We start from the raw sequence: 15,456 nt of genomic DNA, 5'->3' as shown, positions 1-15,456 counted from the left end.
GTATAGAATGCTCTCAGCCTTCATTTCTCTCCCTTCTTTTTCTGAAAAATTATCAGAAACTTAAACCTAACGCCCTACCGCTTATCCTAACAGTATCGTTTAAAAAATGGAAATACTTTTAACTACATGAAATTATTTGGAATTGTCAAGATTATGAGGTGAATTGAGATGGACAGGGTTGCTAAGGCTAGGGAAATTATCGAAAAGGCAAAAGCTGAAAATAGACCACTAGTTGAACCAGAGGCCAAGGAGATTCTGAAGCTTTATGGAATTCCAGTACCTGAGTTTAAAGTTGCTAGAAACGAGGAAGAGGCTGTAAAATTTTCAGGAGAGATTGGATATCCAGTTGTCATGAAGATAGTTTCACCTCAGATAATCCACAAGAGCGATGCTGGTGGAGTGAAGATAAACATCAAGAATGACGAGGAAGCTAGAGAAGCTTTTAGAACTATAATGCAAAACGCAAGAAATTACAAGCCCGATGCAGATCTCTGGGGTGTTATAATCTACAGAATGCTCCCCCTGGGAAGAGAAGTTATAGTAGGTATGATAAGAGATCCACAGTTTGGACCTGCAGTGATGTTTGGTCTTGGTGGAATATTTGTGGAAATTCTTAAAGATGTTAGCTTCAGAGTGGCGCCAATAACAAAAGAAGATGCTCTTGAAATGATTAGGGAAATTAAAGCATATCCAATTCTTGCTGGAGCTAGAGGAGAGAAACCCGTTAACATTGAAGCTCTTGCTGACATAATTGTAAAGGTTGGAGAGCTAGCTTTAGAGTTGCCAGAAATCAAGGAAATTGACATAAATCCAATCTTCGCATATGAGGATTCAGCAATTGCCGTAGATGCTAGGATGATTCTTTAGCTCTTTTCGTAATTTTTTATTTCTATATTGAGAAAACCTTAAAAAGAGTGTTGTCCTCAATAAAAATTGGAAAGTATACAATTTCCGGGGGGTATTGAACGGCAATGGAGGAGGAAGAGTCGAGTAGTTTTTTGAGCAGGCTTTTTAGGAAATCCAGTGAGGAAGTTCTTGAACAGGAAATAACTGACGATGCCTATGCTGAACTTAGGCAGTTGCTCATGAGAGCAAAGCCAGAGATTATGGGGGATAAGATTCTTTTACATCTCCCAAGAGCGGAAGTTATCTTAAGGCCAGGGAAGCTAATAATAAAAGCCAAAACAAGAAAAGATGCAGAAAAAATTTTAAGGAACCTCCATCACTATTCTCAGCCCCCTGGGTTATGGCCAGCTTATGGACTCACATATTCATTGAGAAAAGAAAAAACAAGAGTATCATGAATTTAGCTTCTATCTCTTTTTTCCCATAACTTTGGATACCAATCCCTAGGCATGAATACCTTTTCTACATCAACGGCTATTCCTTTTGTTTTTTCTAACATCTCTTGACTCGTCATCATGGCCTTTCCTAAAGCTACTAACTCATCTTTTAATGTCATAATTGCCACTAAATCACCTCTTTTTATCCCTGCATGAAGCTTAGCTATCCCAGGAACTGCCAGATCAGCTCCGTGAGTTACAGCTGCAACTGCTGAGTCTTTTATCCAGACCTTTGGTAGGTGTTCAACCGCCTTTTCCATCGGCTGTATTGCTTTTCTAAAATACTCTTCAATTCCATCTTCTTTCCAGAAGTAATAATAGTCCACAAGATCGTGAAGGGTTATTAAAGTTTCATCTTCTTTGAATGGTCCGCTTCTTGTTCTTCTCAGCTCAGACATATGGGCGCCAACTCCAAGGGCCAGGCCAATGTGGTGAATAAGTGATCTTATGTACGTTCCTGCCTCAACTTCTACTCTAAAGAGAACATCTCTTCCCTCTATTTCAAGAACCTCAATATAGTAAACTTTTCTAGTTCTAAGTCTTCTTTTCACAGCGCTTCTAAGTGGGGGTCTCTGAATTATTTCTCCCTCAAACTCTTTCATTACCTGAATTATCTTGTCCTCTGGTACATCCCCATGAAGATGCATTAATGCTACGTATTCCTTTCCTGCAGGAAGTAGGGCCTGGACTACTCTTGTGGCTTTTTCAAGTGCCACAGGAAGCACGCCACTAACTTTGGGATCTAAAGTTCCTCCGTGTCCTGCTTTTTCGAGATTTAGTATCTTCTTAATCCAGGCAACTACTTCATGACTTGTTGGTCCTGGAGGTTTGTCTAAGTTTATGACTCCAAATTGAATGTGCATTTCTATTGGCCTTTTTTCTGGAGGAAATCCCCAATCAGGATTAGTTTCCGCGTTTTCATCTTTAATTAGAACTTCTCTTTTTATATCTGCTGGAAGTATCCTTCTTACCTCGTCTCTCGCCACTTCCACCACCTACTTTGGATCTCTTTTATCTCCCTAGGCATCTAAATTGAAAAAGTTTTTTAAATAATCTCATTATTATATCCCTGGTCAAATAACACTGAGGGTGGTATTCATGATAGATGAAGTCAGAGAGCTCGGAATATATACTGCCTATAATGCAAATGTTGATGCTATCGTAAACCTGAATGCTGAAATAATTCAAAGGTTAATAGAGGAATTTGGTCCCGATAAAATAAAGAGAAGGCTAGAAGAATATCCCAGAGAAATTAATGAACCGTTAGATTTTGTCGCAAGACTTGTGCATGCACTCAAGACAGGAAAGCCCATGGCAGTTCCCCTCGTTAACGAGGAGTTACATCAATGGTTTGACAAGACTTTCAAATATGATACAGAGAGAATAGGTGGGCAGGCGGGAATTATTGCGAATATACTTGTAGGGTTGAAAGTTAAAAAGGTAATAGCCTACACCCCCTTTCTTCCGAAGAGACTTGCAGAACTCTTCAAGGAAGGGATACTGTATCCAGTAGTCGAGGAAGACAAACTAGTTCTGAAGCCTATTCAAAGTGCTTATAGAGAAGGTGATCCCCTGAAGGTTAATAGGATATTTGAATTTAGGAAGGGGACAAGGTTTAAGCTCGGAGACGAGGTTATCGAAGTTCCCCATTCGGGAAGATTTATTGTCTCTTCAAGATTTGAATCAATTAGTAGGATAGAAACTAAGGATGAATTGAGAAAGTTTTTGCCAGAAATTGGTGAAATGGTTGATGGTGCAATTCTCTCTGGATATCAGGGAATAAGGCTTCAATATTCGGATGGTAAAGATGCAAACTACTATCTTAGAAGAGCAAAAGAGGACATCAGACTGCTTAAGAAGAACAAAGATATTAAGATCCACGTTGAATTTGCGTCAATTCAAGACAGAAGACTGAGGAAGAAGGTCGTGAACAATATCTTTCCAATGGTGGATAGCGTTGGAATGGATGAGGCAGAAATTGCTTACATCCTAAGTGTCCTAGGGTATTCAGATTTAGCTGATAGGATATTTATGTACAACAGGATTGAGGATGCGATACTTGGCGGAATGATAATACTTGATGAGCTAAACTTTGAGATCTTGCAAGTTCACACGATATATTACCTCATGTACATAACTCACAGGGACAATCCATTAAGCGAAGAAGAATTAATGAGGAGTCTTGACTTTGGAACTATACTTGCAGCTACTAGGGCTTCTCTAGGAGATATAAATGACCCAAGAGATGTGAAAGTTGGAATGAGTGTTCCCTATAATGAAAGGAGTGAATACATAAAACTGAGATTTGAAGAGGCAAAAAGAAAATTGAGACTAAAAGAATACAAAGTTGTCATAGTGCCAACGAGACTCGTTCCAAATCCAGTATCTACGGTTGGCCTTGGTGATACTATCTCAACTGGGACATTTCTCAGTTATCTCTCCCTCCTAAGAAGGCATCAGTAAACTCTTTATCTTCATATTACTTTTATGTTTTGGTGGTAAAATGGAGTTCAAGAGGCTTACTCCCTATGAAGAGGCATTGTCCATTGTTCTCAACGACTTGAAAGAGATAGAAGAAGTTGAATATGTTCCGCTTAAAGATGCTCTAGGAAGAGTTCTGGCAGAAGATATTGTTGCTTCATATGACTTGCCTCCCTTTGACAGAGCTGCAGTCGATGGGTATGCAGTAAGAGCTGAGGATACGTTTGAGGCGAGGGAATACTCTCCAGTAGAGTTAGAGGTTATAGAGGAAGTCCCAATTGGAGAGAACCCAAACAAAGAAGTAATAGCTGGAAAGGCAATTAAAGTTTTAACAGGAGGTAAAATTCCCAGGGGTGCTAATGCTGTTATAATGCAGGAGATGGTCAAGAGAGAAGGTAGCAAAATTTACGTTCTAAGACCAGTAGCTCCTGGGCAGAACATATCTTTTGCTGGGGAAGATGTAAAGAAGGGAGATATTGCTCTCAAAAAGGGGACAATACTAAGGCCTCAAGACTTGGCTTTGCTGAAGGCTTTGGGTATTAGAAAGGTTCCAGTAAAGGTGAAACCTAAAGTTGGGATAATTATTACTGGAAGCGAGCTTGTGCAAGAGCCAAGTTTAGAAGAATTTGAGAAAGGCAAAATCGTTGATACAAATTCAATAATGCTATCAGCATTAGTCGAGAGATACTTTGGGGAACCCATTCTATACGGAGTGGTACCAGACAATGAAGACCTGATTAGATCTGCCCTAGAGAAAGCTAAGAGGGAATGCGACCTTGTGCTAATAACAGGAGGTTCTGCCTTTGGAGACATGGATTATGCCCATAAGTTTGTTAATCTTCTCTTCCATGGAACTACAATAAGGCCTGGAAGGCCCATAGGGTATGGAGAAAGAGTTTTCGTAATGAGTGGCTATCCAGTAGCTGTTTTTACTCAGTTTCACTTGTTCGTTAAACATGCCTTGGCGAAGCTTGTTGGAGCTAAGGATTACGAAGTGAAGGTTAGGGCCGTGCTTGAAGATGACGTCCCAAGTCAGCTGGGCAGATATGAGTTTGTAAGGGTAATGTATAGGGATGGAAAGGCAAAAGTGATAAAGAAGAAAGGTAGCGGAATTATAAGTTCCCTTGTCCAAAGCAATGCCTACCTTGTTGTTCCGGAGGATGTGGAGGGATACCGTAGAGGTGAAGAAGTATGGGTGACTCTATATTAAAGAAAAAGTGGAGAGAAATACTGTTTTTCTCCTACCTATCTCTTCTTCTTATTGGTTCCACTTATTATATGGTTGAGTGGGCTAAAGTCGATGACTATATGGGGGATGAAGTGTGGTATGTTTCTGCAACAAGGAACATGCTTGCCCTCCTGGGTATTAAAGTTAGCTACGTGGAAAACGATACTTCGGGTGTAAATATCATATTTAAAGAACCGTTATATTCGGGAAAAGTTATAGTCAATTTCCATGGTTTAAAATTTGAAGGGCTGTATAGGAATTATCCCGAGATCCCAGAATTCGCAAAGAAGCTTGGGGTTAAAGTTGAGATAATTCCTTTCAATTATACTCGTAACGAAAGCAGATGGGAAGATTTGAAGCTCAAAGTGTGGGAAGTAGCTTATAAGCATGTCTTTGTTGAGTATCAATACTATAGTGAGTTTCCCGCGGTATACTACAAAATTCCAGAGAGAAATTTTGAAGCATTTCTGAGGGATGTGGAGAAGATAGAGGGAATAATTGTAATTCCCGGGTATAGGTATCCAGATAAGGAGAACATTCACAAGTATCTAAATACTGAGCATCCATTCCTGGGAAAAGATTTAATCGCTCTGGGAATGCTGATTGAGGATAAGCCTTTCTATTGGAGGGTTCCAGGTATAATAGAGCATTTCATATTGGTAATTATTGTTGCTTACGTTACATATAGACTTACAAAGAGTTACCTTGCAACTTCGATATCCTCCCTCTTTATAGCTGCAGATCCGTTGTTATTCTCAACGGGCATAGTTGCCATGCTTGATATTCATGTAGCGTTCTTTGTTGGGTTGTTTTTGTTCTTCATTGTTCTAAATCGACTTAGACTTGCGGGCTTTACCCTTGGGTTAGCTGCAGCAAGTAAATTGAGCGGGGCCTTTGTCTTTCCAGTTCTCTGGGTAAAAATTATTAGGGAGAAAGGGCTAAAGGAACTTCTCATATCTGGGATAATACTCCCAATAATTGGCTTTTTAATACCAGAGTTGCCAATTATAAAGGCAATTGGGTTTATTCCATGGCTACAAGAATTTTTATCAAGCTTTGCTTGGCATTTAAGTTATAAGGGGGAGCATCCAGCAGAAGCTCCATTTTGGATGTGGTTCTTCTCTGCAAAACCCTTCCCATTCCATTACAATCCAGATGTATACGCAGTTACAGATCCAATTCTTATGGTCTCAATGATTGCATTTCTATTTGCAGTTCCTTATGTTTCTAGAAAAGTAAAAGGACTTGCAGAAATCTTCTGGATGTTCTGGTCAATAGTGGGATTCTTTGCACTTCAGTATCTTTTGGGAGGAAAAACGCAATTTATATTCTATGCAACGCCACTAATTCCGCCTGCAGCTGTTGCCATGGGAGTCATTAGCTATGAAATAATAAAGTGGGAGTACTTCGAAAAATCTTTGAAGATCTACTGGGAGTGGATCAAAGAATATGGAAGGTTGTGGATAGACTTTCTAAGGTTTCTTAAAGAATTTATCAAGCGTTAGCTGGGATTTTTTGGCTTTAATGCTTTCCTCTATTTTTCTTACAGTTTCCCAGGTTCGTCTGACTATTGGAGGGAAAGAGTTGTGTTTTTTGTAGTACTCTTCAAGCCATTTCTTGGTTTTTGGATCACTTGGATACCCAGAGCCAAAGTCTCCATATTGCTTTTTTAATTTTTCAATTTCCTCATCCCTAACAACCTTTGCAAGTATTGAAGCTGCTGAAACTACTGGATACTTTGCATCGGCCTTGTGTTCGGCAATAATCTTCGCCTTATAATTGAGTCTTCTCTCTATCAAGCTTGCAAATCTATTGGCATCTACATCCGCTGCATCAGCGTATATAAGAGCTGGTTTTATCTGAAGCGAATTTAGGGCGAGAGCAAACTTCTCTACCTCTAACTCGTTCATTGTTCCTGATCTATTGTCGATTTCTTCTGGGGATACTATCACTATTTTGTAATCATCCGCTATTGAGGTTATCTGGGAAAATAAATTCTTCCTTTCATGGGGTGTTAGTTGTTTGGAGTCTTTTACTCCAATGTTTCTGAGCTTCTCAATGTTTTTCTCATCAACGACGACAGTAGCTACTACTAATGGCCCTATCGCTGGTCCTCTTCCTGCTTCGTCAATTCCCCCTATTTTCATTATTCTCTCCTCCTGGATATTATTCCTCCATAGATTATACCCAAGATTATTGTGGCAACTCCACTGGGAGGAATGTTAGAGTAATAGCCAAAAATTACCGAGAAAAGTTGGATTATTAATGTTAAGGAGAGACTTATGAAAACAAGCTCTCTGATGTTTTTTGCGATCCTTATCCCTATGGCCCCAGGCAAGACTGAAAGTACTTGGAGTGTTATTAAACCGACTGTCTTTACAATCAACCCCGCGATTGCTCCAACTAAAAGATATAGAATCACAAGATATAACCCCGGCTTTCCTCCATGACTCTCGAGACCTTCGGGATCAAAGCTTAGGTAAACAAAATCCCTATAAAAGGCAAGCATTAGCATTAATGCTATTCCGCCCCCAATTGTCAATATCCAGAGATCTCTGAAAGTAGTTAAGAATATTTCACCAGTAAGGTAACTCACAATGCTCTCTGATAGACCGAAGTATGGCTTGGAAGCCATAACTTTATATAACACTCCAAAACCGAGAAGAGTTAGCCCTGCAACAATCCCAGTCATAGTTCCGACTGAAGTATCTGGGGAATAGCCCGCCAATTCGAGTTTGGCAATGATTAAGGTGGTAATAACAACAACTACTAGGGAAATAGGAAAAATTAGCTCTAAGTTGTTAGTTACTAACCCCACTATCATTCCCAAGATGGCTCCTAATAAAAGGGAATGAAATGTTGCATGGGTTAAAAAGGCTATTCTTTTCATATTTATCAAGGGACTAAGAAAACCGAGCAAAACTCCTGTAATTAGGCTTGCAAATATTGCCCTAACTAGATACTCGTCGATCATATTTTCCCACCTCCTAAATGAACGTCACCAATTATGCAGTACACCCTTTCTCCAACTTTGACGGTTTTAGATGAGGGGCCATAAATTGTGCTGATAACTTCATCTCTCAGAACCTCTTCTGGACTTCCAAAGGCCACCAACTTTTTATTTATCAGCATAACTTTGTCTCCAATTTCTATGAGGGGATTAACATCGTGAGTAGTTATTATCATCGTTAGGTTTAATTCCTCCTTTATCTTGGAGAGCGTTGAAGTAACTGTGGCCTTTGCCTTTGGATCTAATGCGGAGATAGGTTCATCTAGCAACAATATTTTTGGATCAGACATTAGGGCTCTTGCTATTATAACTCGCTGTTTTTGTCCTCCACTTAATTCTCTAAATGGTTTATTTGCCAGGTTTTTAATTCCTAAAAATCCAAGAACTTCCAAGCTTTTCTTAACTATTTCACTTGGAACGTTAAAGTGGACGATTCCTTCTTTATACAATCCTCCCATGGTCACGACTTCTAGCACTGTTAGGGGAATTTCCGAATTCAAGGTTATGGTTTGGGGAACATATGCCACATACCCTCTACTTTCCCTTGGGGATTTCCCTAAAACAGTTATTTTTCCAGTATATTCCGAATGAATTCCGGCTATAACTTTTAATAGTGTAGTTTTGCCAGCTCCGTTTGGCCCAAGCAATAACAGTGTTTCTCCCTCTTTTAATTTGAATGTTAAATTTTTCACCGCAACTTTTCCATTGTAAGTTATCGTGAGATCCTCTGCTTCAATAACATTTTCCATTGTTTCTCCCCCCATAGTTTTTGTCTTGGCATCAGTTTTTAAAAGACATTTTGTCAAGTTTTCTTCTTAGTAAAGATTGTGAAAAAGATAGTAAACTCAACAATTATCGAATTTCCTGGGCAAACCTTTAAATTATATGATCATGAAATAGTGTATCGAGGTGAATTTTCGATGACATATAAGGAGTATAGAGACAAGGTTCTAAACTTTATAGAGGAGCATGAAAAATGGAGAAGCCACACTATAAACCTCATTGCAAGTGAAAACATAACATCCCCGAGTGTAAACAGAGCCGTTGCTTCAGGCTTCATGCACAAGTATGCTGAGGGCTGGCCGAAGCAGAGGTACTATCAGGGATGTAAATACGTTGATGAGGTTGAGCTCATTGGAGTAGAGCTATTCACAAAGTTATTTAAGAGTGATTACGCTGATTTAAGACCAATTTCTGGAACTAATGCAAATCAGGCGGTATTCTTTGGTCTTGGACAACCAGGTGACAAGGTTATAGTTCTTCACACTAGCCACGGAGGTCACATAAGCCACATGCCCTTCGGAGCTGCTGGAATGAGAGGACTAGAAGTACACACTTGGCCATTTGACTTTGAGAGCTTTAACATCGATGTTGATAAGGCAGAGAAAATGATAAGGGAGTTAGAACCAAAGATAGTGATGTTTGGTGGCTCACTATTCCCATTTCCACACCCAGTAAAGGAACTAGCTCCAGTGGCTAAGGAGGTTGGTGCCTTTGTTGTCTATGATGCCGCTCACGTACTAGGTCTCATAGCTGGAGGAGAGTTCCAGGATCCACTTAGGGAAGGAGCAGACATAATGACAGCTTCAACACACAAGACATTCCCAGGTCCTCAGGGTGGAGTTATACTCTACAAAAAGTTTGCAGACGATGAAACAATAGCAAAGTTACAATGGGCAATATTCCCAGGAGTAGTGAGCAATCACCACCTTCACCACATGGCTGGTAAGGTTATTACAGCAGCAGAAATGTTGGAGTATGGTGAAGCGTATGCAAAGCAGATAGTTAAGAATGCTAAGGCTCTTGCTGAAGCTTTGGCTGAAGAGGGGTTCAAGGTTATCGGTGAAGATCAAGGCTATACAAAGAGCCACCAAGTTATAGTGGACGTAAGTGACCTACACCCAGCCGGTGGAGGATGGGCTGCTCCACTTCTTGAAGAAGCTGGAATAATCCTCAACAAGAACCTACTTCCATGGGATCCACTTGAAAAAGTCAACGAGCCCAGTGGATTAAGAATTGGAGTTCAAGAGATGACAAGAGTTGGAATGATGGAAGATGAAATGAGAGAAATCGCCCACTTCATCAAGAGAGTTCTAATAGATAAGGAAGATCCAAAGAAGGTCAGAAAGGATGTCTACTACTTCAGGCTAGAGTACCAGAAGGTTTACTACTCCTTCGACTATGGCCTACCAATGAAGGAGTGAAGTTTTTAATTTCTTTTTTCTCACTTATTTTTGTGAGTTGTCATGAGGAGAATCAAGGTGATATTTTTTGATTTGGATGATACTTTGGTTGATACTAGCAAATTAGCTGAAGTAGCTAGAAAGAATGCTATTGAAAACATGATCAGGCATGGAATGCCTGTTGATTTTGATACCGCATATAACGAGCTTTTGGAACTAATAAAAGAGTATGGAAGTAATTTCCCTTATCACTTTGATTATCTTCTCAGGAGGTTAGATTTGGAATACAATCCGAAGTGGGTTGCGGCTGGAGTTATAGCCTATCACAATACAAAGTTCACTTATCTTAGAGAAGTTCCTGGGGCTAGGAAAACTCTATTGAGACTCAAGAAAGAAGGTTACATGACTGGGATCATAACAGATGGAAATCCAATAAAACAGTGGGAAAAAATTCTGAGATTGGAGCTTGATGATTTCTTTGAGCACGTTATAATTTCAGACTTTGAGGGAGTTAAGAAACCTCATCCAAAAATATTTAAGAAGGCCTTAAAGGCCTTCAATGTGAAACCAGAGGAGGCTATTATGGTTGGAGATAGGCTATATTCCGATATATATGGAGCTAAAAACGTGGGCATGAAGACGGTCTGGTTTAAGTATGGAAAGTATGCTGAATTAGATCTGGAGTACAAGGAATACGCTGATTATGTAATTACAGAACTTCCTCAGCTTCTGGAGGTGCTAGAACGTGAAAACGGTTCAGATAAGGAAGTTCATTCTTCTGGATAATAAATACAAAGGGAAAATCCTGAGGGGTGATAAGGTAACAACAATCAGATACGGGAAGTATGAGGCGAAACCTGGGAGTGAAGTGTACATAGTGATAACCCCAAGTGACACTGCAATAGCTAAGGCCAGAATAAAAGATGTCAGGGTAAAGAAGGTTAAGGAGCTAACAACCCAGGACGCCCAGTTAGATGGGTTTTCGGATGTGAAAGAGTTAGTTAGGGAGTTATCGAGAATATACGGAGAGCTTTACGGAGAAGATGAAGTTACAATAATTGAGTTTGAGGACATAAGACCTTTAAAGGAAGGAATACCTCTCAAACTTCTCAAAGGGTTAAACTATAGGGATCCCTATGAAATTACGAGATTAACTTTAGAGAATTTTGATAGGCTGAACTTGGGTGAAGACATTAGAATAATCCTTACTAGAATTTTAGAAAAGGGGTTGAGAGAAGCGGCAAAGAATTTTGGTCCTAAGAGGCTCCAACAAGCTCTTTTAAAAGCATATCATTCTCTCTACGAGGCTGGACTAATTTAGAGGGGGTGATACATATGAGCTTTTTAGAAGTTTTTGTGATGTCACTCATTCCAACTTTTGAAGGGAGGTATGCTGTTGTTTATGGAATCCAACGCGGATATGGAATTTTTGAAAGTATAATGGCTGCTATCTTAGGGGTTATAATCTTATCCTTGGTACTTCCCTATGCCCTTCCCTACATCGATAAAATCATGGAGCTTTTGATGTCTACCCCCCTGGGAAAAATATCTAAGCTTTACATCTATTATTTAGAAAGGACTAGGAAAAAAGCCAGTCCATATGTAAAAAAATGGGGCTTTTTGGGTTTAGTAGTCTTTGTTGCAATACCTCTCCCTGGGACAGGCATTTGGACTGGTTCATTAGCTGCCTATGTCCTGGGAATAGATAAAAAATCTACAATTCCCGCACTCTTAATTGGTGGTCTCTTAAGCTTAGCTATAACCACTCTACCCACAATAAGTCTTCATTAAAAAATAAAGAAAAAGTCATGAAGAAGCAACGGCACAAGCCTTGGGTTGGTAAGCGTAGTTAAATGCTTCGGGATGAATGAAATATGCTATCTCTTGAAGTGCTAGAACAATTCTTGGCCCAGGTCTGGATATTATGTTGTCATCACTAATTACATAAACTCTCCCATTCTTCACAGCGTCTGTATTTGCTAGAGGTGTGTTGCATAGATCTCCTGGATTAACGCCTGCGTGGTATGAAATTATGATCACTTCAGGGTTTCTCGCCACTATGTCTTCTGCGCTGACTTTCTTCCATCCCTCGATATCGCTAAAGATGTTTTCTCCCCCAGCCATTGTTATTAAGCTATCTATGAATGTTCCTTTTCCTGTCGTCCAGTATCCATCCCAGTAACCTAAAAGGTAGAAGACTTTTGGCCTGGAGGCATTTGAGACCTTACTCTCTACATCCTCCACTATAGCCTTCATATAGTTTACAACTCCGACAGCTTCCTCCTCCCTGTTAACAACTTTTCCTAACTTGATTATCCACTCGTAGATTTCGTCAATGTTCTTTGGATCAACGATTATTACTGGAGCGATTTCTTGTAACTTGTCAAGATACTGCATGTGCATACTAGTTCCTATTATGAGGTCAGGATTTAAGGATGCAATTACCTCTATGTTTGGATCAGAAAATCCTCCAATTATTGTCCTTCCTTCCTTTACATCTGGTGGGAAATCGTCGAACTTTGTAACTCCCACCACCTTATCAAGTGCTCCTATAAAGTACAGAGTCTCGGTAATGCTGGGGGCAAGAGAAACTATCCTCTCTGGCTCCTTTTCTATTTTAACTTCTCTTCCAAGTGAATCGACTATTGTAATTGGATACTTCTGGGGAGTCATTGTTTGGGTTACCGTTACTGTTTGTGTAACTGTTTCCACTACTTTTTCTGTTTTTGTTATTGTTGTTGTTTCTGGTGCTGATGGAGTTGTTGGAATTGTTGAGGTACCTCCTCCTATACATCCACTAATCCACACAAGCACTATGAGCAGAAATACAGGTATGGCTCTTTTCATGTGATTCCCTCCTTGGATTAATCATCCAACAGTAAAGAGAATAGTTTAAAAAGTTTTGGATAAAAAATCCAAGAAGAAACTACTTCTCAGAAAGCTCGAAACCCTTGTGTAGAGCTTTTAAATTTATTTTTTCGGTGCCTTTAGGGACGGAGTCTAAAACGGCTTTTTCTATGCTCTCCTTTTTCACAATTTTAGTAATCCCTACAAAATATCCTAGGGTGAGGATATTCATTGTTAGACTGAGACCAGTTGTTTCTTCTGCTATTTTTGTTAGGGGAAGGGCATGCACTTCTTTGTCCTTTTCTAGTTCTGGATCTCTGTGGGGGATTAAGTCTTCTTCTAGAATTACAATACCTCCTTTTTTAACTAAGGGCAAATACTTATTGTACGCCTGTTGACTTAGCAAAATTGCATAATCTGGACTAACTGTTTTTGGGTAATCTATAGGCTCATCACTTATCACAACTTCAGCTCTACTCGCGCCTCCTCTTGACTCGGGGCCATAAGCTTGAGTCTGAACAGCATATAGTCCTTCATAGACAGCTGCAGCCCTTCCAAGAATTACACTCGCCAATATTATACCCTGGCCTCCAAATCCTCCCAAAAGAATTTCCTTCCTCATTCTTCCCACCCCATGATCTTCTTTGCTCTCTTAATGTACTCCATGTATTCTCTAACGAGCCCTGGCCTATCTCTATCGACGAACTCCCCAATAACTATCTTTCCTTCCAACTCCTCAGGTTTCATGTTCTTTGCTTTGCTTATAGGAACTGTTATCTCTTGATACCATCTAATAATTTCTGGAGCACTCTTCATTCTGTTTCTCCTTCCGAAACTAATTGGACAGGGGCTGAGGAACTCCACGAGAGTAAATCCTTCCTTGCTGAGTGCTTTCTTTATGCTGTTTATTCCTTGAATATAGTTGAAAACTGTCCATCTTGCCACGTAATTTGCGCCAGCAGCGACTGCAAGTTGTGCTATGTCAAATGGATTTTCAAACTGTCCATAGGGGGCTGTAGTTCCCCTAAGTCCCTTTGGAGTTGTTGGTGCGACTTGTCCTCCAGTCATCCCGTAGGTGAAGTTGTTGATTAGTATAACAGTCACATCTAGGTTCCTTCTAATTGCATGAATTAAGTGATTTCCTCCTATAGCAGCCGCATCCCCGTCTCCCATAAAAGCTATTATCTTTAGCTCTGGGTTCGCTAGCTTAATTCCAGTAGCAAAGGCCAACGCTCTACCGTGGGTAGTGTGGAGGCCATCAAAGTTCACGAATCCAGGAACTCTCGAAGAACATCCTATCCCACTTACCCAAACTATTTTATCTGGATCAAGTCCCAGGTCATCAATTGCCCTAAGTGTAAATTGTAGAACTGAACCAATTCCACAGCCTGGGCAAAAGATTGTGGGGAGCATGTCTTTTCTTAGGTATTTGTCTCTAATTTCGTATGCAGAGGTTAACTTCATCTAAAATCCCTCCTTATAAAGTTGAAGATCTCTATTGGTGTGTGGACTTCTCCACCAATCTTACTAATGAGCTTGACCTCAGCTTTCCCATTTGCTCCTTCTTTGATTAGATGATATAATTGCCCTAAATTCATTTCAGGGACATAAAGCTTGTCAACTTTCTCAGCTATTCTCTCTACTAATTCAAAATCAAAAGGCCATATTGTTTCTATTTTTAAAAGTCCCGCTTTTATTCCTTCCTCTCTGAGCATTTTTACAGCCCTGAGAGCTGATCTTGCCACTATTCCGGTAGCCACAATTCCTATCTCTGCATCTTCAAGTTCGTAAGTCCTATATGTGAAGATATCTTTCTTGTTTTTCTCTATCTTCTCTACTATTCTCTCAATTAGCCTTTCATGAACTTCTCTTTCAACTGTTCTAGGTCTACCATTCTCATCATGTGTTAATCCTGTAACGTATGTTCTGTATCCTTTTCCAAAGATTGGCATTGGTGGTATTCCGTCCCCATGAGGATCTCCAAAGGGGAGCTTAGCCTCCTCCTCATTCCTAGGAAGCTTCCTATTTATTATCTCTATTTCGTCTGGGTTTGGAATGTATACTCTTTCTCTCATGTGTCCAACTTCAGCATCTGTTAGAAGAATAACGGGAGTTCTATATTTCTCCGATAAATTGAAGGCTCTTATCGTGAAATCAAATGCCTCTTGAACTGTAGAAGGACTTAGGACAATTAAGCTATGATCTCCATGTGTTCCCCATATAGCTTGCATAATATCCCCTTGTGCTGGCAGAGTAGGTTGGCCCGTTGATGGTCCGCTTCTTTGCACGTCTACTATTACTACTGGCGTCTCGGTCATTATTGCATAACCAATGTTCTCCTGCATTAAGCTAAACCCAGGACCA

17 protein-coding genes are annotated in these 15,456 nt (G+C 40.0%); 9 read left to right on the top strand and 8 right to left on the bottom strand.

The features are described from left to right. Window positions 1–168 precede the first annotated feature (168 nt). Window positions 169–867 (top strand): acetate--CoA ligase II subunit beta, encoded by a 699-nt coding sequence (gene acdBI, locus PWP39_RS07670; protein ID WP_011012928.1) that lies wholly within the window; start codon window positions 169–171, stop codon window positions 865–867. A 104-nt stretch (window positions 868–971) separates the two neighbouring features. Continuing rightward, window positions 972–1,304 (top strand): hypothetical protein, encoded by a 333-nt coding sequence (locus tag PWP39_RS07665; protein WP_011012927.1) that lies wholly within the window; start codon window positions 972–974, stop codon window positions 1,302–1,304. 2 nt (window positions 1,305–1,306) lie between these two features. Here the strand turns inward: PWP39_RS07665 and PWP39_RS07660 are convergent, their stop codons facing one another. After that, a complete protein-coding gene (locus tag PWP39_RS07660; protein ID WP_288073402.1) occupies window positions 1,307–2,329 on the bottom strand; it encodes an RNA-guided pseudouridylation complex pseudouridine synthase subunit Cbf5 in 1,023 nt (340 codons plus the stop codon). Window positions 2,330–2,441: 112 nt separating this feature from the next. Here PWP39_RS07660 and pfkC point away from each other — a divergent pair, with 112 nt between their 5' ends. From pfkC to PWP39_RS07645, 3 genes are read left to right on the top strand one after another with little or no spacing between them, the layout of a single operon-like run. Beyond that, entirely contained in the window at window positions 2,442–3,806 is a 1,365-nt protein-coding gene (gene pfkC / locus PWP39_RS07655; protein ID WP_011012925.1) for an ADP-specific phosphofructokinase, read from the top strand. A 40-nt stretch (window positions 3,807–3,846) separates the two neighbouring features. Further along, window positions 3,847–5,034, top strand: coding sequence for a molybdopterin molybdotransferase MoeA (locus PWP39_RS07650; RefSeq protein WP_011012924.1), 1,188 nt, complete (start codon window positions 3,847–3,849; stop codon window positions 5,032–5,034). Continuing rightward, complete coding sequence (locus PWP39_RS07645) at window positions 5,016–6,557, top strand: hypothetical protein (protein WP_011012923.1); 1,542 nt, start codon at window positions 5,016–5,018, stop codon at window positions 6,555–6,557. The genes PWP39_RS07650 and PWP39_RS07645 overlap by 19 nt, the downstream gene beginning before the upstream one ends. Here PWP39_RS07645 and rnhB read toward each other — a convergent pair. From rnhB to PWP39_RS07630, 3 genes are read right to left on the bottom strand one after another with little or no spacing between them, the layout of a single operon-like run. Further along, window positions 6,525–7,199, bottom strand: coding sequence for a ribonuclease HII (gene rnhB, locus PWP39_RS07640; RefSeq protein ID WP_011012922.1), 675 nt, complete (start codon window positions 7,197–7,199; stop codon window positions 6,525–6,527). The two genes, PWP39_RS07645 and rnhB, sit on opposite strands and share 33 nt — an antisense overlap. Next, a complete protein-coding gene (locus tag PWP39_RS07635; protein ID WP_011012921.1) occupies window positions 7,199–8,026 on the bottom strand; it encodes a metal ABC transporter permease in 828 nt (275 codons plus the stop codon). The genes rnhB and PWP39_RS07635 overlap by 1 nt, the downstream gene beginning before the upstream one ends. Next, window positions 8,023–8,811, bottom strand: coding sequence for a metal ABC transporter ATP-binding protein (locus tag PWP39_RS07630; protein WP_011012920.1), 789 nt, complete (start codon window positions 8,809–8,811; stop codon window positions 8,023–8,025). The genes PWP39_RS07635 and PWP39_RS07630 overlap by 4 nt, the downstream gene beginning before the upstream one ends. Window positions 8,812–8,982: 171 nt before the next feature. On the opposite strand from PWP39_RS07630, the gene glyA reads away from it, so the two are divergent. From glyA to PWP39_RS07610, 4 genes are read left to right on the top strand one after another with little or no spacing between them, the layout of a single operon-like run. Then, window positions 8,983–10,266 (top strand): serine hydroxymethyltransferase, encoded by a 1,284-nt coding sequence (gene glyA / locus PWP39_RS07625; protein WP_011012919.1) that lies wholly within the window; start codon window positions 8,983–8,985, stop codon window positions 10,264–10,266. 42 nt (window positions 10,267–10,308) lie between these two features. Then, window positions 10,309–11,031, top strand: coding sequence for a TIGR02253 family HAD-type hydrolase (locus tag PWP39_RS07620; RefSeq protein WP_288073401.1), 723 nt, complete (start codon window positions 10,309–10,311; stop codon window positions 11,029–11,031). Further along, entirely contained in the window at window positions 10,991–11,566 is a 576-nt protein-coding gene (locus PWP39_RS07615; protein WP_011012917.1) for an ASCH domain-containing protein, read from the top strand. The genes PWP39_RS07620 and PWP39_RS07615 overlap by 41 nt, the downstream gene beginning before the upstream one ends. Before the next feature lie 14 nt (window positions 11,567–11,580). Then, window positions 11,581–12,036, top strand: coding sequence for a COG2426 family protein (locus tag PWP39_RS07610; protein WP_011012916.1), 456 nt, complete (start codon window positions 11,581–11,583; stop codon window positions 12,034–12,036). A gap of 15 nt (window positions 12,037–12,051) precedes the next feature. Here PWP39_RS07610 and PWP39_RS07605 read toward each other — a convergent pair whose 3' ends face one another. The 4 genes from PWP39_RS07605 to PWP39_RS07590 form a co-directional block, all read right to left on the bottom strand. Then, window positions 12,052–13,092, bottom strand: a complete 1,041-nt coding sequence (locus tag PWP39_RS07605; RefSeq protein ID WP_014835570.1) for an ABC transporter substrate-binding protein — start codon at window positions 13,090–13,092, stop codon at window positions 12,052–12,054. Between the two features lie 79 nt (window positions 13,093–13,171). Next, a complete protein-coding gene (locus PWP39_RS07600; protein ID WP_011012914.1) occupies window positions 13,172–13,714 on the bottom strand; it encodes a 2-oxoacid:ferredoxin oxidoreductase subunit gamma in 543 nt (180 codons plus the stop codon). Then, a complete protein-coding gene (locus tag PWP39_RS07595) occupies window positions 13,711–14,556 on the bottom strand; it encodes a 2-oxoacid:ferredoxin oxidoreductase subunit beta (protein ID WP_288073400.1) in 846 nt (281 codons plus the stop codon). Before PWP39_RS07595 ends, PWP39_RS07600 begins: the two co-directional genes overlap by 4 nt. Next, window positions 14,553–15,456, bottom strand: a 904-nt coding sequence (locus tag PWP39_RS07590; RefSeq protein WP_288073399.1) for a 2-oxoacid:acceptor oxidoreductase subunit alpha, incomplete at its 5' end; no start/stop codon positions are given. The genes PWP39_RS07590 and PWP39_RS07595, both read right to left, overlap by 4 nt.

It is taken from the genome of Pyrococcus sp., assembly GCF_030153625.1.
Lineage (GTDB): Archaea > Methanobacteriota_B > Thermococci > Thermococcales > Thermococcaceae > Pyrococcus > Pyrococcus furiosus.
The sequence above is the reverse complement of the archived record's forward strand: the minus strand, read 5'-3'. Positions and strand labels throughout refer to the sequence as shown.